Origin of the sequence: Kitasatospora cheerisanensis KCTC 2395 (assembly GCF_000696185.1) — a bacterium.
In the GTDB taxonomy this organism is placed as follows: domain Bacteria; phylum Actinomycetota; class Actinomycetes; order Streptomycetales; family Streptomycetaceae; genus Kitasatospora; species Kitasatospora cheerisanensis.
This window is the reverse complement of sequence record NZ_KK853997.1, coordinates 3,836,360-3,862,018: the sequence shown is the minus strand read 5'-3', so window position 1 is coordinate 3,862,018 and position 25,659 is coordinate 3,836,360. Positions and strand designations below refer to the sequence as shown.

The 25,659-nt window shown below is 72.6% G+C and carries 24 protein-coding genes, 1 tRNA gene, 1 other RNA gene and 1 pseudogene; 15 read left to right on the top strand and 12 right to left on the bottom strand.

Features of this window, described 5'->3' with window-relative positions:
- Positions 1-92 precede the first annotated feature (92 nt).
- Positions 93-857, bottom strand: coding sequence for a LysR family transcriptional regulator (locus KCH_RS17485; protein WP_244305353.1), 765 nt, complete (start codon positions 855-857; stop codon positions 93-95).
- A 245-nt stretch (positions 858-1,102) separates the two neighbouring features.
- Between KCH_RS17485 and KCH_RS17480 the strand changes: the two genes are divergently transcribed.
- Positions 1,103-2,398, top strand: a complete 1,296-nt coding sequence (locus tag KCH_RS17480; protein ID WP_208865960.1) for an MFS transporter — start codon at positions 1,103-1,105, stop codon at positions 2,396-2,398.
- 114 nt (positions 2,399-2,512) lie between these two features.
- Here KCH_RS17480 and KCH_RS17475 read toward each other — a convergent pair whose 3' ends face one another.
- Positions 2,513-3,955, bottom strand: a complete 1,443-nt coding sequence (locus KCH_RS17475; RefSeq protein WP_035864087.1) for a DEAD/DEAH box helicase — start codon at positions 3,953-3,955, stop codon at positions 2,513-2,515.
- A 127-nt stretch (positions 3,956-4,082) separates the two neighbouring features.
- The gene (locus KCH_RS17470; RefSeq protein WP_030916923.1) at positions 4,083-4,286 is read right to left on the bottom strand and encodes a cold-shock protein; all 204 of its coding nucleotides are present in this window, start codon (positions 4,284-4,286) and stop codon (positions 4,083-4,085) included.
- Between the two features lie 452 nt (positions 4,287-4,738).
- Here KCH_RS17470 and KCH_RS17465 point away from each other — a divergent pair, with 452 nt between their 5' ends.
- The 3 genes from KCH_RS17465 to KCH_RS17455 all read left to right on the top strand — a co-directional run bounded on the left by KCH_RS17465 (position 4,739) and on the right by KCH_RS17455 (position 5,878).
- Complete coding sequence (locus KCH_RS17465; RefSeq protein ID WP_035864085.1) at positions 4,739-4,960, top strand: hypothetical protein; 222 nt, start codon at positions 4,739-4,741, stop codon at positions 4,958-4,960.
- A 354-nt stretch (positions 4,961-5,314) separates the two neighbouring features.
- Positions 5,315-5,596, top strand: coding sequence for a type II toxin-antitoxin system Phd/YefM family antitoxin (locus KCH_RS17460; RefSeq protein WP_244305352.1), 282 nt, complete (start codon positions 5,315-5,317; stop codon positions 5,594-5,596).
- Positions 5,597-5,599: 3 nt separating this feature from the next.
- A complete protein-coding gene (locus KCH_RS17455; RefSeq protein ID WP_035864083.1) occupies positions 5,600-5,878 on the top strand; it encodes a type II toxin-antitoxin system RelE family toxin in 279 nt (92 codons plus the stop codon).
- A 1,219-nt stretch (positions 5,879-7,097) separates the two neighbouring features.
- Here KCH_RS17455 and KCH_RS17445 read toward each other — a convergent pair.
- Positions 7,098-7,469 (bottom strand): DUF5994 family protein, encoded by a 372-nt coding sequence (locus tag KCH_RS17445; protein WP_157032087.1) that lies wholly within the window; start codon positions 7,467-7,469, stop codon positions 7,098-7,100.
- 328 nt (positions 7,470-7,797) lie between these two features.
- On the opposite strand from KCH_RS17445, the gene KCH_RS17440 reads away from it, so the two are divergent.
- Positions 7,798-8,223, top strand: coding sequence for a CBS domain-containing protein (locus KCH_RS17440; RefSeq protein WP_157032086.1), 426 nt, complete (start codon positions 7,798-7,800; stop codon positions 8,221-8,223).
- A gap of 29 nt (positions 8,224-8,252) precedes the next feature.
- On the opposite strand, the gene KCH_RS17435 is transcribed toward KCH_RS17440, so the two are convergent.
- Positions 8,253-8,702 (bottom strand): ATP-binding protein, encoded by a 450-nt coding sequence (locus KCH_RS17435; protein WP_167574074.1) that lies wholly within the window; start codon positions 8,700-8,702, stop codon positions 8,253-8,255.
- A gap of 456 nt (positions 8,703-9,158) precedes the next feature.
- On the opposite strand from KCH_RS17435, the gene KCH_RS17430 reads away from it, so the two are divergent.
- Positions 9,159-10,370: a PP2C family protein-serine/threonine phosphatase gene (locus tag KCH_RS17430; RefSeq protein WP_035864079.1), complete on the top strand. Its 1,212-nt coding sequence runs from the start codon at positions 9,159-9,161 to the stop codon at positions 10,368-10,370.
- A 76-nt stretch (positions 10,371-10,446) separates the two neighbouring features.
- Here the strand turns inward: KCH_RS17430 and KCH_RS17425 are convergent, their stop codons facing one another.
- The 5 genes from KCH_RS17425 to KCH_RS17405 all read right to left on the bottom strand — a co-directional run bounded on the left by KCH_RS17425 (position 10,447) and on the right by KCH_RS17405 (position 13,602).
- Complete coding sequence (locus KCH_RS17425) at positions 10,447-11,721, bottom strand: GAF domain-containing protein (RefSeq protein ID WP_279635878.1); 1,275 nt, start codon at positions 11,719-11,721, stop codon at positions 10,447-10,449.
- Positions 11,722-11,885: 164 nt separating this feature from the next.
- Positions 11,886-12,347, bottom strand: a complete 462-nt coding sequence (locus KCH_RS17420; protein ID WP_051653160.1) for a pyridoxamine 5'-phosphate oxidase family protein — start codon at positions 12,345-12,347, stop codon at positions 11,886-11,888.
- Between the two features lie 171 nt (positions 12,348-12,518).
- Positions 12,519-12,932, bottom strand: a complete 414-nt coding sequence (locus KCH_RS17415) for an STAS domain-containing protein (protein ID WP_051653159.1) — start codon at positions 12,930-12,932, stop codon at positions 12,519-12,521.
- Complete coding sequence (locus KCH_RS17410; protein ID WP_051653158.1) at positions 12,916-13,278, bottom strand: helix-turn-helix transcriptional regulator; 363 nt, start codon at positions 13,276-13,278, stop codon at positions 12,916-12,918. The genes KCH_RS17415 and KCH_RS17410 overlap by 17 nt, the downstream gene beginning before the upstream one ends.
- Positions 13,279-13,517: 239 nt before the next feature.
- Positions 13,518-13,602, bottom strand: a tRNA-Ser gene (locus tag KCH_RS17405).
- Positions 13,603-13,731: 129 nt separating this feature from the next.
- On the opposite strand from KCH_RS17405, the gene ffs reads away from it, so the two are divergent.
- The 7 genes from ffs (at position 13,732) to KCH_RS17370 (ending at position 20,328) form a co-directional block, all read left to right on the top strand.
- An RNA gene (ffs, locus tag KCH_RS38655) (signal recognition particle sRNA small type) lies at positions 13,732-13,828 on the top strand.
- Between the two features lie 63 nt (positions 13,829-13,891).
- Positions 13,892-16,051, top strand: coding sequence for a DNA polymerase III subunit gamma and tau (locus KCH_RS37375; protein ID WP_244305351.1), 2,160 nt, complete (start codon positions 13,892-13,894; stop codon positions 16,049-16,051).
- A 222-nt stretch (positions 16,052-16,273) separates the two neighbouring features.
- Complete coding sequence (locus KCH_RS17390) at positions 16,274-16,588, top strand: YbaB/EbfC family nucleoid-associated protein (RefSeq protein WP_425268906.1); 315 nt, start codon at positions 16,274-16,276, stop codon at positions 16,586-16,588.
- A gap of 163 nt (positions 16,589-16,751) precedes the next feature.
- Complete coding sequence (gene recR / locus KCH_RS17385; RefSeq protein ID WP_035872435.1) at positions 16,752-17,351, top strand: recombination mediator RecR; 600 nt, start codon at positions 16,752-16,754, stop codon at positions 17,349-17,351.
- Positions 17,344-18,024: a DUF5063 domain-containing protein gene (locus KCH_RS17380; RefSeq protein WP_035864075.1), complete on the top strand. Its 681-nt coding sequence runs from the start codon at positions 17,344-17,346 to the stop codon at positions 18,022-18,024. Before recR ends, KCH_RS17380 begins: the two co-directional genes overlap by 8 nt.
- A gap of 239 nt (positions 18,025-18,263) precedes the next feature.
- Positions 18,264-19,544, top strand: a complete 1,281-nt coding sequence (locus tag KCH_RS17375) for an aspartate kinase (RefSeq protein WP_035864072.1) — start codon at positions 18,264-18,266, stop codon at positions 19,542-19,544.
- Between the two features lie 190 nt (positions 19,545-19,734).
- The gene (locus KCH_RS17370; RefSeq protein WP_035872433.1) at positions 19,735-20,328 is read left to right on the top strand and encodes a SigE family RNA polymerase sigma factor; all 594 of its coding nucleotides are present in this window, start codon (positions 19,735-19,737) and stop codon (positions 20,326-20,328) included.
- 1,043 nt (positions 20,329-21,371) lie between these two features.
- On the opposite strand, the gene KCH_RS17365 is transcribed toward KCH_RS17370, so the two are convergent.
- Positions 21,372-22,130 (bottom strand): SDR family oxidoreductase, encoded by a 759-nt coding sequence (locus KCH_RS17365; RefSeq protein WP_035864070.1) that lies wholly within the window; start codon positions 22,128-22,130, stop codon positions 21,372-21,374.
- Between the two features lie 139 nt (positions 22,131-22,269).
- Between KCH_RS17365 and KCH_RS17360 the strand changes: the two are divergent.
- Positions 22,270-23,083: pseudogene (locus KCH_RS17360) on the top strand (helix-turn-helix transcriptional regulator).
- Between the two features lie 11 nt (positions 23,084-23,094).
- Here the strand turns inward: KCH_RS17360 and KCH_RS17355 are convergent.
- Positions 23,095-23,664, bottom strand: a complete 570-nt coding sequence (locus KCH_RS17355; protein ID WP_035864068.1) for a DUF6197 family protein — start codon at positions 23,662-23,664, stop codon at positions 23,095-23,097.
- Between the two features lie 141 nt (positions 23,665-23,805).
- Between KCH_RS17355 and KCH_RS17350 the strand changes: the two genes are divergently transcribed.
- Positions 23,806-25,629 carry a S9 family peptidase gene (locus KCH_RS17350; protein WP_035864066.1) on the top strand — a complete coding sequence of 608 codons (1,824 nt, stop codon included), beginning with the start codon at positions 23,806-23,808 and terminating at the stop codon, positions 25,627-25,629.
- Positions 25,630-25,659: the final 30 nt, after the last annotated feature.

Below are 25,659 nucleotides of genomic sequence, written 5' to 3'. Positions count from 1 at the left end.
GTCGTTGTCGTTGCGGGGGTGCCAGCCCATGGAGATCTCGATGGGCGGCAGGCGCAGCGGAATCGGCAGGGTCGCCAGGCCGAGCGCGGCGATCAGTGGCTCGCCGGTCCGCGCCGGGCCTGGCCCACCAGGTCCGAGGCGGCGACGAGATGGAGGGCGGCGGCGAAGGTCGGCATCGCCGCGACCACCCGGCGCCGCAGCCCCACGGCCGCCAGTGCCTCGTCGAGCGGACCGCGCAGCCGGCCCCGCCGGGAGGTGGTGACGTGCAGGGCGCCGGCCAGCGCGGCCGGGGTGAACGGGCCCTGCGTGAGCGGGTGTCCGCGCCGGACGACGGTGACCATCCCGTCGGTGAGGAGCGGCTCGACGCGGGTCTCGGGCGCCGGCGCGGTGATCACTCGGACCTCCAGGTCCGCCGTCCCGTCCCGCAGCACCAGGTCGTCGAGGTGGTGCCCCTCGGGCAGCAGGACGACGGTCACCCCGGGAGCCGTCGCCCGGAGCCGGGGCAGCAGCCGGGTGGCGAGGGTGGTGGAGAGCAGGTCGTTGGCGACGATCGTGAACGTCCGCTCCAGTTGCGCCGGGTCCACGGCGCGCCCCTCGGCGAACAGGGCGCGCGAGCGGTCGAGGAGGGCCTTGACCTCCAGGTGCACGGCCTCCGCGCGCGGGGTCGGCACCATCGACCGCCCGGACCGGACCAGGATCGGGTCGGCGAACGCGGTGCGGATCCGGGCCAGCGTGCGGCTCATCGCGGGAGCGGACAGGCCGAGCCGGTCGGCGGCGGCCGTGACCGAGCACTCGTCGAGCAGCACGTCGAGAGCGACGAGGAGATTCAGGTCGATGTCCCGGACCGCGGCGCCCACAGCGTCACCTCTCACCTGCACCATTGCGTCTGCCGCAACATACGTTTAACAGCAGTGCATTTGATGTTATGTCAGCCCGCGCCTAGCGTCGCCCTCGTTCTGGCCCGACCGGAGGAGACGCCGTGGAAGCGAAGCAGTCAACGAATCGGGAGGCCCCCGCCGGGGCGCCGGCGGAGCCGGCGGGGCACCCGCGCAGCGGAGAGGTGATCGTCCTGATGTCCCTCTGCGCGGGGACACTGCAGGCGATGGCAGCCGCGATGAACCTCGCGGTGCCGTCGATCGCCCGGAGCGGGCTGCACCCGAGCCCGACCGCCCTGGTCTGGATCGTGGACGCCTACCTGATCGCCTTCGCCTGCCTGCTCATCCCGGGCGGCGCGCTCGCGGACCGGCTCGGCCGCAAGGGCGTCCTGCTGGCGGGGCTCGGCCTGTTCACCGGCGGCAGCCTGCTGGCGGCGTCGGCCGGGAACGTGCCGCTGCTGATCGCCGGACGACTGGTGGCCGGCGCCGGCGCCGCCCTCGCCCTGCCGGTCACCCTGGGCCTGCTGACCCTGCTCGTCCCGCCGGCCCGCCGCCCGCACGCGGTGGCGACCTGGACGGCGTCGCTGGCCGTCGGCGGCATCCTCGGCAACGTCGTCGGCGGCGCGGTCCTCCAATACCTGCCCTGGCAGGGCCTGTTCCTCGTGTTCGGCGCGGCCGGCGCGCTGCTCCTCCTCACCGCGGCCGTGCGCGCACCCCGAACGCCCCGACGCCCGGCACCGCTCGACCCCGCGGGCTCGGTGCTGCTGGCCGCGGCGATCGTCGCGCTGATCTTCGGACTGATCGAGGGCCGGGAACGCGGCTGGACCTCCGGCCCGGTGCTCGGCTCCTTCGCCGCGGCGGCCGTGATCACGACGGTCTGCGTCCTGGTCGGACTGCGCCGCCGCCACCCCCTGCTGGACCCCCGGGTCTTCACCCTGCGCCCCGTCCGGGCCGGAACGGTCGGAGTGACGGCGGCCTTCGCCGGCGCGTTCGCCATGTTCTACGTCAACGCCCAGTACCTGACGGTCGCCCACGGCTACTCCCTCGCGCTGGCCGGCTGCGCGCTCGCCCCGATCGCCGTCGCGATGACCCTGGCCTCCCGCTCCTCCACCGCGCTGGTCCGCCGCTGGGGCGCCAAGCGGGTGGTCGCCCTCGGGTTCGCCGCCCTGACCGTCGGCCTCGCGGCCTTCTCCCTGGTCGGCGCGGACACCCCGTACGCCCTGTACGTCCTCTGCCCGGCCCTGGCCCTGGCCGGCATCGGCCTGGCCCTGCCCCCGCTGTCCGGCGGCATCATGACGGCCCTCCCGGCCGACCGCGCCGGAATGGGCTCCGGCCTCAACGGCGCGGCCCGCGAAGTCGGCAGCGCCCTCGGAGTCGCCGCCATGGGCACCGCCCTCGGCGCCAACGCCGCGGGCACCGGAGCCCCGGCCGCCGACCTCGCCGCCGCCATGGACTCCGGCTTCCGAGCCGTCACCGTCGCCGTGGCCCTGGCCGCCCTCCTCGTCGTCCGCTGGACCGACTGACCCTCCTCGTCCGCCGGACCGACCGACCCGACGCCGAAGAGCCCTGGTGGGCGGGCGACGGACCGGGGCGGACGGGACCACGACCCGGTGGGTGCCCGCCGTCGTCCGCGGTGGCTATCCCTTGTGCGGCCGGGGCGCGGCACCGCCGCCCGAGCCGTCGGCGGTCCGCCGGGTGCGGGCGGTGGCAGCGGGGCGGCCGTACCGGGTCCGGTCGGTGGGCCGTTGACGGCGGGGCCGCTCCACCACGGGGTCGGGGATCGTCACGGGCACGCCGGTGGGGACGCGGGCGCCGGTGATCCGGGCGAGCTTCTCGTCACCGGGCCGGACCCTGGTGGTGACGGGGGAGATGCCGGCCATCGCCATCAGCCGGTCCATCCCGCGGCGCTGGTCGGGGAGGACCAGGGTGACGACGGTGCCGGACTCGCCGGCCCGCGCGGTGCGTCCGCCGCGGTGCAGATAGTCCTTGTGGTCGGCCGGCGGGTCCAGGTTGACGACCAGGTCGAGGCCGTCGATGTGGATGCCCCGGGCCGCGACGTCGGTCGCGACGAGCGCGGCGACCTGACCGCTGCGGAACTGCTCCAGTGTGCGGGTGCGCTGCGGCTGGGACTTGCCCCCGTGCAGCGCCGCGGCCCGCACACCCTTCGCGAGGAGCCTGGTGACCAGGTGGTCCGCGGCCTGCTTGGTGTCGATGAACATGATCACCCGGCCGTCGCGGGAGGCGATGTGGGCGATCGTGGAGTTCTTGTCGGCGTTCTGCACGTGCAGCACGTGATGCTCCATCGTGCTGACCGCTCCCGCGGACGGATCCACCGAGTGCGTGACCGGATCCTTCAGGAAGCGCCGCACCAGGCTGTCGACGTTGCGGTCCAGGGTGGCGGAGAACAGCATCGTCTGGCCGCCGTCCGGGACCTGTTCGAGGAGCGCGGTGACCTCGGGCAGGAAGCCCATGTCGGTCATCTGGTCGGCCTCGTCGAGGACGGTGACGGCGACCCGGTCCAGGCGGCAGAGCCTGCGTTCGATCAGGTCCCCCAGTCGGCCGGGCGTGGCGACCAAGATCTCCGCGCCGCGGTTCAGCACCTGCGCCTGGCGGCGGACCGGCACCCCGCCGACCACGGTGGCCGTCCGCAGCCGCGCCGCCTGGGCGTACGGGGTGAGGGCCTCGGTGACCTGCTGCGCGAGTTCACGGGTGGGGACCAGGACCAGCGCGAGCGGGCACCGCGGTTCGGCCTGCTGCCCGGCGGTCCGGGTCAGCAGGGCGAGACCGAACGCGAGCGTCTTGCCGGAGCCGGTGCGGCCCCGCGCCAGCACGTCGCGGCCGGCCAGCGAGTTCGGCAGCGTCGCGGCCTGGATCGGGAAGGGAGTGGCGACGCCCCTGCGGGCCAGGACCGTCAGCAGTTCCCGCGGGAGGTCCAGTTCGTCGAAGGACTCGACGGCGGGCAGCGCCGGCACGGTGCTCACCGGCACGGCGAACTCCTGCCGCGAGGCGTGCCCGGCGTTGCTGCCCACGACGGGCCTGCGGCCGGCGGACCGGCGCGGAGGGCGGCTGGAACGGTTCATGCGGTTCCTCCTCGGGCGGCGGGTGATCGTGCGGGCACCTGGTGCTGCCAAGCCGAGGGGCCCGCACCGGCATCAAGTGCGCGGTGCGGGCCCCTCGTGTGCCAGGCAGCTGCCCTGGCAGTGGGAACTACAGCGGGCGAATGTTCTCGGCCTGCGGGCCCTTCTGGCCCTGCGTGACGTCGAACTCGACCTTCTGGCCCTCAAGCAGCTCGCGGAAGCCGCTGGCGTTGATGTTCGAGTAGTGGGCGAAGACGTCCGGGCCGCCACCCTCCTGCTCGATGAAGCCGAAGCCCTTTTCCGCGTTGAACCACTTCACAGTGCCATTAGCCATGTAAGAAATCTCCTTCAAGGGACTTTCCGGTATTCGCACGATACGAATGCCGAGTCACCGCGATGAGCGCCCGCCCGGACAGAGATCCGGAAAACAAAAATGCGCCTGCGAAACATCAGCAGGCGCACACAAAGTTCATGGGAACCACTACTGCAACTTCTTCGACTGTAGCAGTGCCGAGCCCGCAATGGGAGGACATTTCACCCCCGGTTCCGGCGGAGGCCGCCACCCGCACCGACGGGCCGGACCCGCCCGGTCCGCCAACATCCTTGCTGCTCCGGGCAGTTGATCCGACCATATGCCGTATCCCGAGCGCGGCGGCCGACCGGCGGGGCCGTCCCGGGCCTGTGCCGCCGGGAGAGTGCCGTTCGACACACCCGGCATTTCGGGCATCCGGCATTCCGGGCCGCCGGGAAGGGCCGCCCCGCACTCCGAGGCGCATACTGGCCTGAATGAGAAAGCCTGAAGCAGTCCGCCGCCACCTGCCCACCAGCCCCTTCAAGGCCAAGCCCGAAGCGCCCCGCAAGCACTTCGTCCTCGGCGAACGCGTCACCCACGACACCCACGGCCTCGGCCGAGTCATCGGCGTCGAAGGCGACACCGCGGTCCTGGTCGACTTCGGGTCCCACCAGCAGCGCATCACCGCCCCGTACTCCGGCATGTTCAACCTCTGACCCACCCACGACCAGTACCGCCACCCCGCCGGCACGCCAGACCCACTCGCCAACGAGCCCAGCGCCGAGGCGACAGCACCCACAAGGCCCCGCCCGCCCTCCCGGCCGGGGCCTTCGCTTGCCCTGGCAGGCGGCGGCGGAGGATACGAGCCTCGAACTCGCCTAGCTTTCCAAACGCTTCGTCCGGCTGTCCGGGGGCGGCCGTAGTCGTCTGCCCCGGGGTGGGGTAGCCCGCTGGTCAGGCCCTGAACGGTGCTGGACGGGGGTGAATGCAGCCGAGACTGCAACCATCCGGACTTGGCGCATCCGGACTCCGCCCGCAGGTACTGGATGTACATCTGCTACATTCGTTGCATGAGTGAGCCGGTGATTGAGTCCATGGCCGAGGTGCGCAGTCACCTTGCGGACGTCCTCGACCGTGCCCGTCGGGACGAGACCCCGACAATCATCACGCGGCGCGGCAAGCAGGAAGCCGTCGTGATCGACATCCGCGAGTACCAGCGTCTGCGCCAGCTGGCGGAACAGGCCGAAGAGGCATGGCTCAACCGGTTGGCCGACGAGGCGGAGGGCGAAGGCCACGAGGGATCGGTCTCGCTTGAGGAGATGGCCGCCATGCTCCGCACCCACCACGCCTGATCCATGGGCTACGTCATGCGGTTCACGCCGCACGCCCAGCGGGACATGCTCAAGATTCCCCGGCCCGACGCTCTGCGGATCCTCTACCGCCTTACCGAACTGCAGAAGGCCTTGGACGAGGGTGACACCACCGCCTTCGACATCAAAGGCCTCCAAGGGCACAGCTCGAGGTGGCGTCTCAGGGTCGGGGACTATCGCGTCGTGTACACCGTCGAGAACGGGCAACTGATCGTTTGGGTCATGACCGTCGGCAACCGCCGCGACATCTACCGCAATCTGTAGGCGTTGCCGTAGTTCTGCTGTGAGGGCTCTGACGGATCGGGCCGAGCCCTGTGGAGACGCTGTGCTCGCCGCGCCGCAGCCAAGGGCGCGCGGCTGAGGAGATGGTGCATCACCGGTGTCACCTGGGAACGGTCACTGCCATGAGGCCGCCGTCGCCGAGGTGCAGCCAGTCACGGCCTGGGGTAAATGACACGCCGCCGAGAGAGGTTGCCGAGGCGCTGCCGATCAACTTGCCGGACGTGTAGGCCTGCGGCGCGAGAAGGAGGTCCTGGCGCGCTCTGGTCACTTTGCCCAGCCGCCTCGTTCTGTGGTCGATCTCCCGCTCGTCGCCGGCCGCGGCCAGAGCTGCACCTTGGAGCAGTCGCCTCAGCACAAGGACGCACCGTAGTCAGCCAGCATCTTGGCGTCGTCCATCCCCACCACCACGGGGTCGTCCCGCCTGGCCGTGCTTAACGCCTCCTCAAGTTCCTGACGTTCGATGTCGTCCTGGACGAGGCAGTTCATGCGGAACGACGAAGGCCCCGACCGCTGAGCGGTCGGGGCCTTCGATCAGGCGGAGGATACGAGATTCGAACTCGTGAGGGGTTGCCCCCAACACGCTTTCCAATTCTCTCGAACGGTGTTCGCCGGAGTTCACACCCGTCCTGACCTGCGGCGGAGTGACCCGCTAGGCGGCGGCTGGACCGGGCTGGACGGGGGGGATGAGACCAAAACTGAGACCAGCTGGCTACGCTCACCAGGCCCCGACAAACCCTCCTCACGACGTCTCCGGTCAGCTGACTCCTGCCGCCTCCGCCATGAGGCGAGCCCGCTCCTCGGCGCGCGGTTCGGCCTTCCAGCCGGGCAGGAACCTCGACAGAAGGAAGGGGGTTGCTTTCGATCATCTGTTGGGTGGACCGCATGCCTTCGTCGATGACCGCGTCCCCGCTCTCGGCGATCTTTCGGGTCACCGTGCCGGCTGCCCCGATCTGTGACGGGGAGGGTAGCTACCGTTCGAGCATCTCGGTCAGGGTCCTGCGGATGCTCACCGTCTCCCGGCCGGCTGGGGCAGTCTGCATGGTCCGGTGGGAGGTTGCCGTCACGACGTCGGCAGGAGGATCGGCGCGGCCCTGCGGGGCGCCGGGGCCGAGGCCGCCAAGGGTCATGGCGAAGGCGTCGCGTAGCTCAGCACCGAATGCGCCGTTCGTGAGTGGTCCGGCACAGTCGGATGCCGGACTGCTCATCTGAGCAGGAGTTCGGCTGCCGGGGTGTGGTTTCCGGTTGCTGCGGCCCCCGCCATCGCTGAGGAGGCGTTCTCCGAGGTGGTGAGTGGCGGTACGACCAGGAGGAGGAAGTGGTCCTGGAAACCCCGAGAGACACTGATGGTTGCGTCACTGCCGGCGAACCAGTTGATTTTGACCGTCAGGCCGTTCGCCACGAGGGATCGGGGTACCTCGTCCCAGGCCGAGGTGTCGAGGCCGACTCGGCCGATGCGCCCCAGGTGGGCGCTCAGCGCGGTGATCAGGTCCGGGAGCTCAGCCAGGACGTGGTTCGAGCGGGGCCACCACGCGCCGTCGAAGATCCCCTCCCGGGACATCGTCGGCTCCAGCACCAGGCGTGGCAGAAGCGGTGCGCCGGGCACGGACCACGGCCCGGGTGAGGAAGAAGTGGGAAGAGGGATCGGCATCACCCGGAGCCGCCCGTCCGGTCCGCGAGGGACCTGTCATGACCCAGGCGACACCAGCGCGAATGCCGGTGTGCGGAATGTCCTCGGTTGCCACCCACGGTACTCCGCGGGCGCCCTCGTCCGAGGGGTGCGCCGGAGTAGGCTTCACAGCATCCAGGGCTTTTCGCATCCCGGTACCCCTTCCGGTTTCGTTCTGGGTGAACAACATCCCGGCCGCCGGCAGGCAGCCGGGGATCGGGTAACGGTGAGCGCCGTGACCATTCCTTTCCCGCATCCGGCACGGCCGGGCCACGGCCTCACGGTCGCCGACGCCATGGACCCCTGCGACTACCAGATTGCCGACGACAGCACCGTCGATCAGGCCAACGACATCTTCCTCAGCGCCCACGTCGAGTACCTGGTCGTCCGCGGCCACGACGGCCGGTGCGAAGGGCTGGTCACCCAGCCCGGGCTGCACTCGTTCCTGACCCGCTCCTGGTACACCGATCGGACCGCGATCAGCTCCATGGTGCACCAACAGGGCCCGTTCACCTGGCCAGGCATGGGCCTGCGCCTGGCCGCGGTCGCGATGCGGATCAAGCACCTGGCCGTCTGGCCCGTCGTCGACGAGGACGGCTACCTCCTCGGCGTCCTCACCGCAGGCCGCGCTGCGGCCCTGCTCGCCACTCCCTCCGCTTGAACCGTCGTGTCCTTCCCGTCGCGCCCTCGTCATGACGACCGTGGTCTCACGGCTACCGTGAGCGGTTGCCCGGCGCCTGGCACGGGGAGGTCGGCCCAGACGGCCTTGCCGCGGCCTTCGGGGAAGGCGCCCCAGTGCAGGGCGAGGCGGTCGACGATGAACAGTCCGTGGCCGCCGATCCCGGCAGGCTGATGGCTGCCGGGATCGGGCGGGGTGATGTCCGGGCGCGGGTCCGTGACGGTGATGCGCAGGCGCGAGCCGTCATCGTCCAGGTCCATGGCTAGGGGACCTGCTGTGTGCCGGACGGCGTTGGTGAGCAGTTCTGATGCGACCAGTTGGGCGTCGTCGCCAGTGGCGGAGGAAGCCAGGCGCCAGTCGGCGAGGGCGTGGCGGGTGAACACCCGGCCCACGTGTACCGGGGAGTCTCCGCTCTCTGCGGTGAAAGTCAGGTGGCGGTGGTGATGGACGGCTGCGGACATGGTGGTCGCTTCCCATCGGTTCGGGTCCCGCGGCCCCCGGATGACGAAGTCTTGTCGCACCATGGCGGCTACCCGTTCGGGCAAGGCTCACGCGCTGCGCCGGCAGTGCGTGGGGCCGCAGGGGCGGGCAAGGGGCCTCGGTCCGGCAGGGGCCGAGGAAGACGGGTGAGCAGCCCGGCCTCGCGCAACCGTGGGCTTCCGGACCTGCGGTGGATTCGCCCGGCCGCGTCGGCTCCGCACGGTGAACGGCCGGGGGCGGACGCCACGAAGCCGAAGCCGCGGTGGAACCGTGCCGTGTTCCGCACGCCCTCGGCATCCTGTCGACCCGTTGGAGCGCGCATCGCCCGGCTGTGGGGCGTAATGGAATGAGTTGCCCTGGTTCACGGAGCCGGGGCGCCCGGCTCGGCAGCAGCGGCGCCGGCCCCGACGACGGGAACAAGACGGCGGTGAGCGAGGATGAGCGGTGAGCGGTCGTCCGCCACGCCGGGAGCCGGCGGCCGGGCGCGGGGTACCGGCGAACACCTGCTGTTGGGCCCGCTGATGGATCGGACCCAGGAACTGCCGCCCCAGATGATCGCTCCACTGGTCGCCGACGCGGTGCGCCGGTTCGGCGGTCGCGACCCGGTCCTCCTGCTGCAGGACTACGGACAGCTGGTCCTGGCACCCCTGCACGGGCAGGGGATGACGGCCGGAGAGCCGGTTCCGATCGACGCCTCACCCGCGGGTGAGGCGTTCCTGCGCGGTGTTCCCGTCGAGGAACCGCAGGAGGACGGCGTGCGGGTGTACCTGCCCCTGCCGGGCGGCGGTGACGAGCTGGGTGTGCTTGCCCTGACCCTGGACGCCGTCGGGGAGGAAGACCGCCGGCTGCTGCGGGTCTTCTGCGCCCTGGTCGCCGATCTACTGGTCACGAAGAACGCCTACACCGATCGGATCTTCCAGGCTCGGCGCCTCCAGCCGATGAGCGTGGCCGCGGAGATCCAGTGGTCGCTCCTGCCGCCGCTCTCGATGACGGCCCCCCAGGTCGCCGTGGCGGGCATCCTCGAACCGGCCTACCACGTGGCCGGGGACAGCTTCGACTACGCGCTCAACGACGACCTCCTGCACGTGGCGACCATCGATGCCATGGGCCACGGACTGGATGCCGCCACCATGGCGACCGTGGCCATCGGTGCGTACCGGCACGCGCGGCGCGCCGACATCGGACTGGCGGAGATCTACGCCTTCATGGACCGGGCCATCGCCGAACAGTTCGGGCCGGACCACTTCGTCACCGCGCAGATGATGCGCCTGGACACCGTCTCCGGTCACCTGCAGTGGGTCAACGCCGGTCATCCGGTGCCCCTGCTGATCCGCGGCCGTCGCGTCGTCGAGCGGTTGGAGAGTGCCACCACCTTGCCGGTCGGCTTCGGCGGCGAGCAGCCCGTGATCAGTGACCGGCTCCTGCGGCACGGGGACCGGGTGCTGTGCTTCACCGACGGCCTGGTCGAGGAACGCGCGCCCGACGGGGGTCAGTTCGGCGAGCGTCAGCTCATCGACTGGGTCAACCGGGTCGAGCGCGCCGACTCCGGACTCCGGACCACGGTGCGCATGCTCTCCCACGTCCTCAAGGAGGAGCGGGGCGGGCGCACGAGCGACGATGCCACCCTGTTCGCCATCGAATGGCGCTGAGCCCTCGGCGTCCCCCCGTGCCGGACGGGACGACCGTCCCCCGGAGCGACCGGGCATCGCCCCCGAGCACCGCAGGTCAGGGCCCTCCGGGCCCTGGGTCGGGGTGCTGGAGGTCGAAGACGGTGGCGCGGATGTCGCGGATGACGGTGTCGAGGCGGCCGACGGTGTCGAGCAGGTGCTGCTGCCGGTCGGGCGGTGCGGTGGTGGCCAGGCCGTTGAGGGTGAGACTGATGGCGAAGATGCCCTCGATGACACGGTCGCGCAGGTCCTGGGCGATGCGTTCGTGGTCACGGACCTGTGTGACGAGCTCGGCGTCGGCGCGTTCGGCGGCCAGCTGCTCGGCGAGAGCGGCCTGGGCGGCGAAGACGGTCAGCATGTCGAGCTGGTCGTGGTCGAATTCCGACCGGCTCGGGTGGCGGGTGACGAAGAGGACCCCGGTGCGGCTGCCGCGGGCGGTCAGAGGGGCGAACATGGCCGGGCCGGATGCGGGGGACAGGTCGGTGTCCGGCTGGTGGGCGCGTTCGTCGGTGGACAGGTCGGCGGTGATCAGCGGTTCGCCGCGGGTCAGGACGAGTCCGGTCAGGGACTGTGCGGTGGGCAGGTGGTAGCCGGTGACGCGGTCGGCGTCCTGACCGGCGGCGATGCGGATGACCAGGTGCTCCGGGGTGTCGGGGAGGGCGATCGCCGCGATGTCGGCGCTCGCGACCTGCCGCGCCTGCTCGACGATCAGCGCGAGCACCTGGTCCGGCTCGGTACGGGCCAGGAGGGCGGAGCTGATCAGGGCCGTGGCATGCTGCCACGCCTCCCTGCGCTGGGCCTGTTCGTAGAGCCGGGCGTTGTCGACGGCCGCCGACGCGGCACCGGCCAGCGCTTGGAGGAGTTCCTCGTCCTCCGTGGTGAACGGTGTCGGCACGGTGCCGGCACCCTGCTTGTCGGCCAGGTAGAGGGCTCCGAACGTCCGGCCGCGGGCCCGGATCGGCACGCCGAGGAAGCTCCGCATGGGTGGGTGGCCGGTCGGGAAGCCGTACGTGTCGGGGGCCGCGTGGATGTCGTCGATCCGTAGCGGACCGGACTGCGTCCGTAGTCGGCCGAGGACACCTTCGTCCTGGGGCCACGGACCGATCTTTCGGGCGGCGGACGGCTCGATGCCGCTGTGCCGGAACTCGACGAGCCGACCTGCGTCGTCGGTTACGGCCAGGGCGGCGAAGCGGGCTCCCAGCAGCTCACGGGCGGCGTTCACCAGGTGGTCGAGAACCCCAGGGGAGGCGATGTCCGTGGTGACCGCGAGAACCGCCCGAAGGAGGTCACGCAGGCGGCTTTCCGCGTGCAGGACGTCATTGGCTCGCGACACGACGGCCTGCACGGCACGGTCGAGCTCCAGACGGGCTGGCTCAGGGATGTGCACGAAGCCGGGCGGGTCACCGGGCGGGCCGTTCGCAGGAGTTCCCACCGGGCCGCACCTCCGCACGCCTCACGACTTTCCGGCCACAGTCCTTATGCCCGTTCGGGGCCCGTTCAGGCGTCGGGCGTAGCGCCGGGGTACGGGAGCGGGGCACGGCCGGGACCGGCTCCGGCGATCGGGAACGTCCGGCCGTCCACCTGCGTGGTCGTGATCCGCAGAAGGGATTCCGCCGGGCCGGGAACCCATGGAGTCTCGGACCCGGTGCGACTGATGAGGCGATCGGCCTCCCCGGCATCGATCACGGGGTGGGCGTAGCCGGTCACACTGACGCTCCACGCGGTACCGGAGTCGGCACCCTCCGCTTCGAAGAGCACGACGTCGCCGTCCGCCAGTCGCTGCAGGCGTGCATCGGCGCCGGTGCCGATCACGACGTCCTCGTCGAGGAGGTAGTTCACCGGGGCGACGACGGGCAGGGCCCGCGCGGTGAACACCACTCTTCCGTAGCCGGTGCCCGCGAGCAGGGACAGGCATTCCTGGCGTTCCAGCCCACCAGGTACCTGCGTCGCCTCGTCCATGCCTCCATGCTCCTCGTCCTGGCACGAGCCGCGGCATGGGTCACTCGGCCCTGCTTGTCCGTCGTCCGGCCGCTGTTCGAGGGGTCGACCGTTCGGCAGTGCGACAGGTGGCCCCCCGCATGGGGCGGAGGCATGGACGGTGTCCTGCGGCCGCTGTGTCCGGTTGGTGCCTCATCCTGTCCGCCGACTCGCGGCGTACGTGTCCGCCAGCGCGGTGCGGACGCTCGAGCAGATCGTGAAGACCTGGTCGGTGCCGGTGATCTCCAGTACTCGTCTGGTCTGAGGCGGCGGGGCTGCGAGCACCATCTCCACGCCGGCGGCCCTCGCGCGCTGGCGGGCGGTGAGGAGGGCGTTGAGGCATACCGAGTGGCAGAAGGCCAGGCCGGTCAGATCGACGATCAGCCGGGGCGGGCGGGTCTGCACGAGCCGTGCGAGGGCTTGCTGCAAGGGATGGCGGTCCTCCAGGTCCACCTCGCCGTCGAGGCGGACGATCACTGCCGCTCCGTCGACCACCGCGGTGGTGGTTCGCAGCTGAGGTGTGAGGTGCTGGACGCGGACGGGCGTGGTCTCACGGATGCTGACCATGATGATCACCGGTAGGAAGCGTCTGCTGGTGGCCGGAGCCGGGGCGGGGATCGGGGCCGCCGAACAGGGCCAGCAGGCCTGCGATCTCCTGGTGGGCCTCGGCGGGATGGCGGAAGTACGTGCCGCCGACGACGTCGTAGTGGTTGCGGCGTCCGTGCCGCGTACGGGTGAGGAAGCCGGCGTTCTCCAGGTCGGTGATGATCGCCTGGACGGCCCGCTCGGTCACTCCGCACGTCGCCGCCAGATCCCGCAGGCGGATTTCCGCGTCACGCGAGATCGCCACCAGTACACGTGCGTGGTGCGTCAGGAACGTCCACCTCGTCCGAGGCCCCTGTTCGTCCCGCATGCCACAAGTATGCCCTCGGATTCCGGTTTCGGGATGCCCGAGTCCAGGATCGCCTGTGGCCTTCGCGGCCTGGCCACCCGCGCGCCGCCCGCCACCGCCGGCCGAGCTCCGGTGGGTGCCCCGGCGGGTGTCGCTTCGAGGCCCCAAGAGCGCAGGTGAGACCAGAACCGAGGCCACGAGACGACGATGGCCCGGACCGCTGAGCGGTCCGGGCCATCGTTTGCCCAGGTGGGCAGAGGCGGAGGATACGAGATTCGAACTCGTGAGGGGTTGCCCCCAACACGCTTTCCAAGCGTGCGCCCTAGGCCTCTAGGCGAATCCTCCGTGGGAGAGCTTAGTACATGTGGAGGGGTGGTTGCGACCACGGTCTCGCAGGTGGGTGGCGGGGGGTGGCCTGCGGATCGGAGATCGGGGTGGGTGGGGGGAGTGGGGGCCGGGATCCGCTACTCTTGGGGCAGCCCCTCGTGTGGCGTCATCTCTCTGAACCCCCCCAGGGCCGGAAGGCAGCAAGGGTAGGAGGGCTCTGGCGGGTGCGCGAGGGGTCCTTGCGTTTCCGGGGTCCGGAGGGCCGGGGAAGCCACGTTTGTCCGTTGGTCCCGATATCGTCGGTGGCGTGTCCCTAGCCCTGTACCGCCGCTACCGCCCCGAGACCTTCGCGGAGGTCATCGGGCAGGAGCACGTGACCGTCCCGCTCCAGCAGGCCCTGCGCAACAACCGCGTCAACCACGCGTACCTGTTCAGCGGGCCGCGCGGCTGCGGAAAGACGACCAGTGCCCGCATCCTGGCCCGCTGCCTGAACTGTGAGCAGGGGCCGACCCCGGAGCCGTGCGGCGAGTGCCAGTCGTGCCGGGACCTGGCGACCGGCGGCCCCGGTTCGATCGACGTGATCGAGATCGACGCCGCCTCGCACGGTGGTGTGGACGACGCGCGCGAGCTGCGGGAACGGGCGTTCTTCGCGCCGGTGCACAGCCGCTACAAGATCTTCATCCTGGACGAGGCGCACATGGTGACCTCGGCCGGCTTCAACGCGCTGCTGAAGGTGGTGGAGGAGCCGCCGGAGCACCTGAAGTTCATCTTCGCCACCACCGAGCCGGAGAAGGTGATCGGGACGATCCGGTCCCGCACCCACCACTACCCGTTCCGGCTGGTGCCGCCCGGCACGCTGCGCGACTACCTGGCGCAGGTGTGCGGGCGCGAGGGCATCCAGGTCGAGGACTCGGTGTTCCCGCTGGTGGTGCGGGCCGGCGCCGGTTCGGTGCGTGACTCGATGTCGGTGATGGACCAGCTGCTCGCGGGCGCCGCCGACGCCGGGGTGACGTACCAGATGGCCACCGCGCTGCTCGGCTACACCGACTCCTCGCTGCTGGACGAGGTGGTCGACGCGTTCGCGGCGCAGGACGGCGCGACGGTGTTCCAGGTGATCGACCGGGTCGTCGAGGGCGGCCACGACCCGCGGCGCTTCGTCACGGACCTGCTGGAGCGCCTGCGCGACCTGGTGATCCTCGCCACAGTGCCGGACGCCGGCGAGAAGGGCCTGATCGACGCCCCGGCCGACCGGATCGCCGTGATGCAGGCGCAGGCCGACCGCTTCGGCCGCGCCGAGCTGAGCCGCGCCGCCGACCTGGTCAACACCGGCCTGACCGAGATGCGCGGCAATGCCGCCCCCCGCCTGCAGCTGGAACTGATCTGCGCCCGGGTGATGCTGCCCGGCGCGTACGGCGACGAGCTGTCGACGCAGGCCCGGCTGGACAAGCTGGAGCGCCGCGCCGCCACGGGCGGTTTCGCCGCACCGATGGCGTTCCAGCCCGCACCGCCGATGGAGGCGCCGGCCCAGCAGGCCCCCGCCCAGGCGCCCGTGCAGCAGGCCCCGGCCGTCGCACCGCCGCCCGCCGCCGCAGTCCCGGCACCCGTTCCCGCACCCGGGCCCGCACCCGCGCCGGCGGGCCCGGCCCCGGGCGCCTGGCCGATCCCGCGCAGCTTCCCGCCCGCGGAGCAGGCCCCGCCACCGGCCCAGCAGCAGCCGGCCGCATCTCCCGTCCAGCAGCCCCAAGCCCAGCAGCCCCCGGCCCCACAGCTGCAGGCCGCGCAGCCCCGGCCCGCAGCCCCCCGTCCAGCAGGCACCCGTGCAGCAGGCGCCGGCCGGCGGCCAGCCCTCGGTGGCGGCACAGCAGGGCGCGGGCCAGATCCGGCAGATGTGGCCGCAGATCCTGGAGGCGGTGAAGAACCGCCGCCGGTTCACCTGGATCCTGCTCAGCCAGAACGGCCAGGTCGCGGGCTTCGACGGCAGCACCCTGCAGGTGTCGTTCGTGAACGCGGGCGCCCGGGACAGCTTCGTCGGCAGTCACAGCGACGAGGTGCTGCGGCAGGCGCTGACGGACGCGCTGGGCGTGGACTGGCGGGTGGAGTGCATCGTCGACCCGTCCGGCGGCACCTCCTCGCCGGGCGGCCAGTCCGCCGGCTTCGGCACCCCGGCCGCCCCGGCTGCCCCGATGACCCCCATGGCCCCGGCCCCGCAGCCGGCGGCGCCCGCGGCCGGTGGTTGGGGTGCTCCGGCGCGCGCCCCGCAGCCGTCCGCGCCCGCCCCGCCCCCGCGCCCCAGCCCGTGCAGCAGCCGCAGGCGCCGGCCCGCAGCAGGCCCCGGCTCCGCAGCCGCAGGCCCCGCGGCCGGTCGCGCCGCCGGTGCAGGCTCCGCCCGCGGTGGCACCGGAGGACGACATCCCGGAGGAGGACGACCCGGACCTGGCCGAGGACACCTTCAGCGCCCGGGACTTGATCGTCCGGGAGCTCGGGGCGACGGTGCTGGAGGAGATCCACCACCGTCCGAGCTGAGGCGGCCCCGGGGGTCCGGCGGGCTCCCGGAACTGACGTGGGGCCGACGGGCGGCCGCGTAGGCTCGGGGCAGGTGCCGGCGCGGGTGCCCAGCGGTTTTTCGCGTCGGCCGAGTGAGTGCCGACGGATCGAGGAGAGTCCCGTGTTCCCTGGTGGCCAGCCGAACATGCAGCAGTTGCTGAAGCAGGCGCAGAAGATGCAGGAGGAGCTCGGCCGGGCTCAGAAGGAGCTGGCCGAGACCGAGGTCCGCGGGTCCGCCGGCGGCGGTCTGGTGGAGGTGACGGTGACGGGCGCCGGCGAGCTGACGTCGGTGAAGATCTCTCCGGCCGCGGTCGACCCGGAGGACACCGAGACCCTGGCGGACCTGGTGCTGGCCGCGGTGCGCGACGCCAACGCGGCGGCGCAGAAGCTGCAGGCGGAGCGGATGGGCCCGCTGGCCCAGGGCTTGGGCGGCGGCGGCATCCCCGGCCTGCCGTTCTGAGGAACGGGCGGCGCCTCCGCGCAGCCTCGGGCGGCAGCTGAACGTTCGCTGGCAATGAGTTGTGTGATTTCTGAGCCAGTAGGGCGTCGGGCGGTGTGTCCGGCGCCCGATTCGTTGGATGATGGCACCGGAGTGCGAACCCCGGTCGAAGGAAGGCGTGGCGGTGTACGAGGGCGTGGTGCAGGACCTGATCGACGAGCTGGGCAGGTTGCCCGGAGTCGGTCCGAAGAGCGCCCAGCGGATCGCCTTCCACATCCTGCAGGCCGATCCGGTGGACGTCCGGCGGCTGGCGTTCGCGCTGCAGCAGGTGAAGGAGAAGGTGCGGTTCTGCGTGGTCTGCGGCAACGTCGCGGAGTCCGAGCAGTGCCGGGTCTGCCTGGATCCGCGCCGCGACCTCGCGGTGATCTGCGTGGTGGAGGAGCCCAAGGACGTGGTGGCGATCGAGCGGACGCGTGAGTTCCGCGGCCGGTACCACGTGCTGGGCGGGGCGATCAGCCCGATCGAGGGGGTCGGCCCGGACGATCTGCGGATCCGCGAGCTGATGACCCGGCTCGCGGACGGCACGGTCACCGAGCTGATCCTGGCCACCGACCCCAATCTGGAGGGGGAGGCGACCGCGACCTATCTGGCCCGGCTGTGCAAGCCGATGGGCCTCAAGGTCACCCGGCTGGCGAGCGGACTGCCCGTCGGCGGGGACTTGGAGTACGCCGACGAGGTCACCCTCGGCCGGGCGTTCGAAGGGAGACGACTGCTCGATGTCTGACCGAACCGACACCGCTGACCGAACCCACCCCTCCGACCCGGCGCGGGTGCTGGGCAGCACCGAGGCCCCGGACGACTTCGCGGTGCAGATCGCGGACTCGGTGGAGAGCTTCGTGCTGGCCGTCACCGAGGTCGCCAAGGGCGACGAGCCGGGCAGTGCGATCTCGTTGCTGCTGCTGGAGGTGTCGCAGCTGCTGCTGGCGGGCGGTCGGCTGGGCGCGATCGAGGACGTGCTGCCGGAGGACCGCTTCGAGCCGGACGCCGGCCCGGAGCCGGACGGGGTGGAGCTGCGCGAGCGCCTCGCCGAGCTGCTGGCGCCGATCGACGTCTACCACGAGGTGTTCGACCCGTACGGCCCGCCGGAGAAGCCGAGCGCGTTCCGGATCTCGGACGACCTGGCGGGCGTGGTCAGCGAGCTGCGGCACGGCCTGACGCACTACCGCGAGGGCCGGGTGTCGGAGGCGCTGTGGTGGTGGCAGTTCTCCTACCTGTCGAACTGGGGCTCGACCTGCTCGGCGGTGCTGCGGGCGCTGCAGTCGCTGATCGCGCACGTGCGGCTGGACTCGCCGCTGGGCGCGGTGCCGGACGGCGCGGACACCGACGACGACGGGCTGACGGACGAGCAGCTGGAGCAGCAGGCGGGCGACCTGATGGCGGCCGAGCTCGGCCTCTAGACGCGCCCGGGCCACACGGTGTGACGCATCAGTCATCCGCGGGCCGGAGGCGAAGATTCCGGTCGCGGGTGCGGTGCGCCGGCGGCGATTCTTCGGGGCGGGCGGCCGGGGCCCGCAGACCTGCCGGTCCGCGGTGATCAGAGTTCGATATGCGCATCTCACGATGTGGAAAGCGTCGGCCGGAACACCCCTGCTCGTTAGACTGGCGGCGACCTACCACCCCAAGTCGAGGAGCCCCCGTGGGCCTTGTCGTGCAGAAGTACGGCGGCTCATCCGTCGCGGATGCCGAAGGCATCAAGCGCGTCGCCCGCCGAATCGTGGACACCCGGAAGGCCGGCCATGAGGTCGTCGTCGTGGTCTCCGCGATGGGTGACACCACGGACGAGCTCATCGAACTCGCGGAACAGGTGACGCCTATTCCGTCCGGCCGTGAGTTCGACATGCTGCTGACCGCCGGAGAGCGCATCTCCATGGCGCTGCTGGCGATGGCGATCAAAACGCTGGGCTTCGACGCCCAGTCGTTCACCGGCAGCCAGGCCGGCGTGATCACCGACGGGACGCACAACAAGGCCCGGATCATCGACGTGACGCCGGGTCGGATCCGCAACGCCCTGGACGAGGGCAACGTTGCGATCGTGGCCGGCTTCCAGGGCGTCTCGCAGGTCTCCAAGGACATCACCACGCTGGGCCGCGGCGGCTCCGACACCACCGCGGTGGCGCTGGCGGCCGCGCTGGGCGCCGAGGTCTGCGAGATCTACACCGACGTGGACGGCGTGTTCACCGCCGACCCGCGGGTGGTCAAGAAGGCCCGGAAGATCGACTGGATCGGCTTCGAGGACATGCTGGAGCTGGCCTCGTCCGGTTCCAAGGTGCTGCTCGACCGCTGCGTGGAGTACGCGCGGCGCTACAACATCCCCATCCACGTACGATCGTCGTTCTCCGGTCTGCCGGGGACTATCGTCAGTGGCACCAACCCGAACCAGCCCGAAGGGGGCGAGATGGAGCAGGCCATCATCTCCGGGGTCGCCCACGACACGTCGGAGGCCAAGGTCACCGTCGTCGGGGTGCCGGACAAGCCGGGCGAGGCAGCCCGGATCTTCCGCGCCATCGCGGACGCCGAGGTCAACATCGACATGGTGGTGCAGAACGTCTCCGCCGCCGCCACCGGCCTCACCGACATCTCCTTCACGCTGCCCAGCAACGAGGGCCAGAAGGCCATCGACGCGCTGAACCGGGTCAAGGCCGGCATCGGCTACGAGTCGCTGCGCTTCGACGACGCGATCGGCAAGATCTCGCTGGTCGGCGCCGGCATGCGCTCCAACCCGGGCGTCACCGCGACGTTCTTCGAGGCGCTGTCCGAGGCCGGGGTGAACATCGAGCTGATCTCCACCTCGGAGATCCGCATCTCGGTGGTCACCCGCGCCGAGGACGTGCCGGAGGCCGTCCGCGCCGTGCACACCGCCTTCGGGCTGGACAGCTCCGGCGACGAGGCGGTCGTCTACGGCGGCACCGGCCGCTGACCCCCGGCCCGCGGACCGCGCACAGCGCAGAGGTTGTGTGCGGGACGGGTGAAGCGGACCCTGACCGTCCGCCGGGTCTGTCAGAATCCCCCTTCGGAGCGACCGCGTTCCGGAGGGGGATTCCCTCTCTGCGGAAAACGTCCCCGGCACGGGGCAACCAGGACAGGGGATCGGGTGTCCAACCAGCGTGATGAACGTGACAGGGGCGGCGGTGGTCATCACCCTGCCCGGGGCGGCCCGGCGGGCCGGTAGTCGGATGGGCTTTGCTGCGGCGGCAGCGGACGCGACCGGGGCCAGCGTCGACCAGCTCACCGACACCTACCGGGCCCACTACCGATCCCTGCTGCGACTCGCGGCTCTCCTGCTCGACGACCTCTCCTCCTGCGAGGACGTCGTCCAGGAGGCGTTCATCCGGGTGCACGCCGCCCGGCGCCGGGTCCGCGACCCCGAGAAGACCCTCGCCTACCTGCGGCAGACCGTGGTCAACCTGTCCCGCTCCACGCTGCGCCGCAGGCTGCTCGGCCTGCGCCTGCTGCCCAAGCCCATGCCTGACATGGCCAGTGCAGAAGAGGGGGCTTACGATGCGCTGGAGCGCGACGAACTCAAGGCCGCGCTACGGGGGTTGCAACGCCGTCAGCGGGAGGTGCTGGTGCTGCGCTACTACGCCGACCTGACGGAGGCACAGGTCGCGGAGGTGCTCGGCATCTCCATCGGCTCGGTCAAGGCCTACGGGTCGCGCGGACTCGCCGCCCTCCGGGTGCGGCTGGAGACCGGTGATGACTGACCGGCACCACCCGCACCCGCACGGCGAACTGACCGAGGACCAGCTCCGCGACCGGATGCACCGCGCCGTCGCCGCCGTCCAGCCCGAGCCCGGGGCGCTGCCCCGGCTGCGCACCGCCGTACCCCGCCGCCGGGCCGCCCGGCGGCGCGCCTGGGGCGGCGCCGCCGTGCTCGCCGCGGCCGTCGCCGTGCTGCCCGTGGTGCACGCCGCCCAGCCGTTCCACCTGTCCGGCGACCCCACCGGCGGCCAGGCCGCGCCCGGCGGCGCCGCCCCGCCCCGGACCGGTCCGCGGCCGCCACCGGCCACCCGCACAGCACCGGCGCCGAGTCGCCCGCCGGTCCCGGCGGCACCGGCCCCGGTGCCTCCGCCGGGCCGAGCACCTCCGCCGGCCCCAGCACCGGCGCGTCGCCCGCCGTCCCGCCGCTGTGCACCCGCACGGACCTCGGCCGGATCGACGCCCGGCAGGCCGCCGCCGGCTCGACCGACGGCCGGATCTACGGCTGGTTCCAGCTCACCAACACCGCCGACCACCCCTGCCGGGTGACCGATCCGGGCGTCGTCGCCGTCGGCGCCGGGGCGGCCGGCGTCCGAGTGCTCGCGCACACCGCCGGCGACCCGGCGGGCGGACTGCCCGACCCGGCCGGGCTGCCCCGCGAACTGCTGCTCGGCCCCGGCAGCTCCTACCTGGTCCGGTTCGCCTGGGTGCCGGCCCACTGCGACACCGCCTCGCCCGCGCCCACCGGCCCGCAGCCCACCCAGGCACCCAGCAGCGCCGCGCTGCCCGCCGCCGACGGCCCGGCCGGCAGCAGCCCGCGCCCGCCGTCGCGTCCGACCCCAGCCCCACCGCCGGGGCCACCCCGGCGGCCAGGCCAGCCCCCGCCGGCCGCCGGATTCACCCTCGGCTACACCCCGACCCGGCCACCGGGCCCGCCGCCACCACCTCCCTGCCCGCCGGCTGCGGTGGCACCGTCTACCACTCGGCGCCCGAGCCGGCCCCGCCCCCGGCCCCGGGCCCTCCCAGGGCGCCACCTCCTGACGCCCGCTCAGGCCTGCCGGGTGGGCAGCACCACCAGGTGGCGCAGGTTGACGTGCCGCGGCCGGCTCGCCGCGTACCCGACCAGGTCGGCGACGTCGGCGGGGGAGAGCGCGCCGATCGCGTCGAACATGGCGCCGAGCTGGCCGTCCGGGCCGAGCGCCGGGTTGTCGATGTGGCTGCCCAGCTCGGTGTCGGTCAGGCCGGGCTCGACCGCGGTGACCCGCACGTCGCGCGGGCCGTACTCGGCGCGCAGCGCGGCCGAGAGCTGGGTGACGGCCGCCTTGGTCGCGCCGTACACCGCGTAGTTCGGGAACACCACGTGCGCACCGATCGAGGAGATGTTGACCAGGTCGGCGGTGGCGCCGTCCGCCGCGGCCGCCACCAGGTCCGGGCCGAAGGCGCGGACCAGCCGCAGCACGCCCGTCAGGTTGGTGTCGATCATGCGGGCCCACTCGTCGATCCGGCCGTCGTCCACCGGATTGGGCAGCATCACGCCGGCCGCGTTCACCACCAGGTCGACCCGGCCGAACGCCTCCCGCACCCGCTGCCGGGCGGCGTCCACCGAGTCCTGGTCGGTGACGTCGACGGGCACCGGCATCGCGCCCGGGCCGAGTTCGGCGGCCAGCCGCTCCAGGCGCCCGGCCCGGCGGGCCAGCAGCGCCACCCGGGCGCCGTCCGCGGCGAGCTGCCGGGCGACGGCCTCGCCGATGCCGCTGGCGGCGCCGGTGACGACGGCGGTGCGGCCGTGCAGGGTCTGGTACCCCATGGAAGTCACGCTCCTTGTTCGGGTCTGCTGCGGTGACGTCCACGAGTCTTGGCGCGTGCCGGCCCGCTGCCCAGGGCCGGGCTTTTCCTGGGTCTGCCGGAACCACCTTCCCGGCCCGTCCCCGACGTATCGTCAGGGGATGAGCGAACTGGGGGAGTTCCTGCGGCTGCGCCGGGCCCTGATCCAGCCGTCCGACGTCGGACTGCCCGAGCACGGGCGCCGCCGCCGGGTGCCGGGGCTGCGCCGCGAGGAGGTCGCGCAGCTGGCCGGGGTCAGCGTCGACTACTACGTGCGGCTCGAACAGGGCCGCGGCGACGGGGTGTCCGCGGAGGTGCTGGACGCCGTCGCCCGGGTGCTGCGGCTGGACCGGACCGAGCGGCAGCACCTGCACGACCTGGCCCGGCCGCCGCGCGGGACGACCGGGCGCAGCCCGCGGCAGCTGCGCCCCGGCCTGCGGCTGGTGCTGGACGCGCTGGACTCGCCCGCGTTCGTGCTCGGCCGCTGCCTGGACGTGCTGGCCTGGAACGCGGCCGGCGACGCCGTGATGGGGTTCTCGGACATGCCGCCCGGGCAGGTCAACGTGGCCCGGCACGCGTTCCTGTCGGAGGCCGGCCGCCGGCTCTACCCCGAGTTTCGAACGGGTCGCCGCCGAGACCGCGGCGTTCCTGCGGGTGGACGCGGCCCGCCACCCCGACGACCCGGAACTGGCCGCGCTGCTCGCCGACCTGGCCGCCGACCCGCTGTTCGCCGAGCTGTGGGCGCGGCACGGCGTCCGGGAGAAGAACCACGGCCGCAAGCTGCTGCTGCACCCGCGGGTGGGGGAGCTGGACCTCGGCTACGAGACGCTCACCCCGCCCGGCGAGCCCGGGTTGCACCTGGTCGTCTACACCGCGGAGCCGGGCTCGCCCACCGCGGAGCGCCTCGCGCTGCTGGCGGACGCCGCGCGGATCTGACGGCGGGCGGGTCAGATGCCGAGCGACTCCGCGCGGGCCTCGGCACGCTGCAGCAGGGCGTGCACCTCGGCCTGCCGCCGGCCCGGGAGGTCGTTCCACAGGTCGGGCGAGGTGGTCGGGCGGCCGGTGGCGTGCAGCACCTCCATGACCTGGGCGCGGGCCCGGCGGACCGTGTACGCGGTGCCGTAGCCGTGCGCGAGGACGGCGGTCTGCGCGCCGAGCAGGCAGACCCGGCCGGCCGCGTCCCACATCGCGCCTGGATCCAGCCGGCCTCGGCGAGGTAGCGGGAGGTCAGCCGCAGATGCCCGGCGACGGTGACGGGCACCGGGCGGGCCGGGGCGGCGGCCCAGGCGGTCCAGCAGGGTGCGGCGCGGCAGCGGGTAGCCGTGGTTCCACGGCTGGCGGACGGAGCCGTACCGGCCGCCGTGGCTGCCGGGCTGCGCCGGGGGGAGCGCAGCAGGCGAGGCGGTCGGGGGCGGCGGGAGTCCGGCCAGGTACTGCTCGATCTCCTCGACCAGGCCCAGGTGCTGGGCGAGGACGGGCAGGTCGAGGTGGTCGAGCGGGGGTGCGGAGACGGTCACGGCACAACTCCTACGGTCGTTATGTCGTATTTGTACCTCTTCGGTTGATGCTCCGTCAGGAACCGGACCGCAGCCGTTTCGTGTCCCCGCCGTTCGCCGCCGCCGTTCCGATCACCGCCTGCGATCCGGTTGGATGAGGGTATGAACGAGCAGACGAACGTCGTTCCGGCGTGGGAGCAGCGGTTCCGGGCAGCACGGGTCTCGCTGCCGGACTGGGCGGACGAGGCACCCGAGCGGGCCCTGTACGTGTCCAACGCGACCGGCACCTACGAGGTGTACGCGTGGGACCGCGGCACCGACGAGCACCGCCGGGTCACCGACCGCCCCAACGGCACCACGGACGCCGAGCTCAGCCCCGACGGCGAGTGGATCTGGTGGTTCGACGACACCGACGGCGACGAGTTCGGCGTCTGGCGCCGCCAGCCGTTCGCCGGCGGCCCCGACCAGGAGGCCGTGCCCGGCGTCCCCGCCGCCTACGAGGCGGGCCTGGCGCTCGGCCGCGACGGCACCGTGGTGGTCGGCACCTCCACCGACGACGAGGGCACCACCCTGTACCTGCGCCGCCCCGGCGCCGCCGAGCCCGAGGTGGTCTACCACCACGCCGAGTACGGCGGCGTCGGCGACCTGTCCCACGACAGCACCCTGCTGGCCGTCGACCACACCGAGCACGGCGACGCCATGCACTCCGCGATCCGGGTGCTGCGGCTGCCCGACGGCGCGACCGTCGCCGAACTCGACGAGGTCACCGGCCGCGCCGAGCCGCGCGGCGTCGCCTGCCTCGGCTTCGCGCCTGCCCCCGGCGACACCCGCCTGCTGGTCGCCCACCAGCGCACCGGCCGCTGGGAGCCGATGCTGTGGGACGTCGCCACCGGCACCGAGACCGAGCTGAGCCTCCGCGACGAGCAGGGCCGCCCGTTCCCCGGCGACCTGTCCGCGCAGTGGCGGCCGGACGCCCGCTCGCTGCTGATCGAGCACGAGTACGAGGCCCGCTCCGAGCTGTTCTCGTACCGGCTGGACACCGGCGAGCTGACCCGCCTGGACACCCCGCGCGGCACCGTCGCCGGGGCCACCGCCCGCCCCGACGGCACGGTCGAGTTCCTGTGGTCCTCCGCCGCCGAGCCGTCCGCGGTGCGCTCCACCGCCGGCACCGTGGTGCTGCGCGCGCCCGGCCCGGTGCCGCCCGGCTCGGTGCCGGTCGAGGACGTCTGGGTGGAGGGCCCCGGCGGCCGGGTGCACGCCCTGGTGCAGCGCCCCGCCGGCGAGGGCCCGCACCCGACGGTGTTCGAGGTGCACGGCGGCCCCACCCACCACGACAGCGACTCCTTCGCGGCCGGCCCCGCCGCCTGGCTCGACCACGGCTTCGCGGTGGTCCGGGTCAACTACCGCGGCTCCACCGGCTACGGGCAGGCCTGGACCGACGCGCTCACCGAACGCGTCGGCCTGATCGAGCTGGAGGACATCGGCGCGGTCCGCGACTGGGCGGTGGGCAGCGGCCTCGCCGACCCGGACCGGCTGGTGCTGTCCGGCGGCTCCTGGGGCGGCTACCTGACCCTGCTCGGCCTCGGCACCCAGCCCGACCTGTGGACGCTCGGCCTGGCCGCCGTCCCGGTCGCCGACTACCTCACCGCGTACGCGGACGAGATGGAGGCGCTGAAGTCCCTGGACCGCACGCTGTTCGGCGGCACCCCCGAGGAGGTCCCCGAGCGCTGGCACGCCTCCTCGCCGCTCAGCCACGTCGAGCAGGTCAAGGCCCCGGTGTACATCAGCGCCGGCGTCAACGACCCGCGCTGCCCGATCCGGCAGATCGACAACTACGTCCGGCGGCTGGAGGAGCTCGGCAAGGTCCACGAGGTGTACCGCTACGATGCCGGGCACGGTTCGCTGGTCGTCGACGAGCGGATCAAGCAGCTCCGCTTGGAGATCGACTTCGTCCGGCGGCACCTGGCCCCCGGCACCGTCCGGTGACCGGTAGACCCGGCCGGCAGGGGGGACAAC

Excerpts from the sequence above, each read along its gene's own strand:
- KCH_RS17370 (WP_035872433.1), top strand. The coding sequence starts at position 19,735 with ATGAACGTGACAGGGGCGGCGGTGGTCATCACCCTGCCCGGGGCGGCC.
- KCH_RS17415 (WP_051653159.1), bottom strand. The coding sequence starts at position 12,932 with ATGGTCAGCATCCGTGAGACCACGCCCGTCCGCGTCCAGCACCTCACA.
- KCH_RS17420 (WP_051653160.1), bottom strand. The coding sequence starts at position 12,347 with ATGGACGAGGCGACGCAGGTACCTGGTGGGCTGGAACGCCAGGAATGC.
- KCH_RS17350 (WP_035864066.1), top strand. The coding sequence starts at position 23,806 with ATGAACGAGCAGACGAACGTCGTTCCGGCGTGGGAGCAGCGGTTCCGG.
- KCH_RS17475 (WP_035864087.1), bottom strand. The coding sequence starts at position 3,955 with ATGAACCGTTCCAGCCGCCCTCCGCGCCGGTCCGCCGGCCGCAGGCCC.
- KCH_RS17435 (WP_167574074.1), bottom strand. The coding sequence starts at position 8,702 with ATGTCCGCAGCCGTCCATCACCACCGCCACCTGACTTTCACCGCAGAG.
- KCH_RS17470 (WP_030916923.1), bottom strand. The coding sequence starts at position 4,286 with ATGGCTAATGGCACTGTGAAGTGGTTCAACGCGGAAAAGGGCTTCGGC.
- KCH_RS17455 (WP_035864083.1), top strand. The coding sequence starts at position 5,600 with ATGGGCTACGTCATGCGGTTCACGCCGCACGCCCAGCGGGACATGCTC.
- KCH_RS17465 (WP_035864085.1), top strand. The coding sequence starts at position 4,739 with ATGAGAAAGCCTGAAGCAGTCCGCCGCCACCTGCCCACCAGCCCCTTC.
- KCH_RS17460 (WP_244305352.1), top strand. The coding sequence starts at position 5,315 with ATGAGTGAGCCGGTGATTGAGTCCATGGCCGAGGTGCGCAGTCACCTT.
- KCH_RS17480 (WP_208865960.1), top strand. The coding sequence starts at position 1,103 with ATGGCAGCCGCGATGAACCTCGCGGTGCCGTCGATCGCCCGGAGCGGG.
- KCH_RS17430 (WP_035864079.1), top strand. The coding sequence starts at position 9,159 with ATGAGCGGTGAGCGGTCGTCCGCCACGCCGGGAGCCGGCGGCCGGGCG.
- KCH_RS17410 (WP_051653158.1), bottom strand. The coding sequence starts at position 13,278 with ATGCGGGACGAACAGGGGCCTCGGACGAGGTGGACGTTCCTGACGCAC.
- KCH_RS17365 (WP_035864070.1), bottom strand. The coding sequence starts at position 22,130 with ATGGGGTACCAGACCCTGCACGGCCGCACCGCCGTCGTCACCGGCGCC.
- KCH_RS17380 (WP_035864075.1), top strand. The coding sequence starts at position 17,344 with ATGTCTGACCGAACCGACACCGCTGACCGAACCCACCCCTCCGACCCG.
- KCH_RS17390 (WP_425268906.1), top strand. The coding sequence starts at position 16,274 with ATGCAGCAGTTGCTGAAGCAGGCGCAGAAGATGCAGGAGGAGCTCGGC.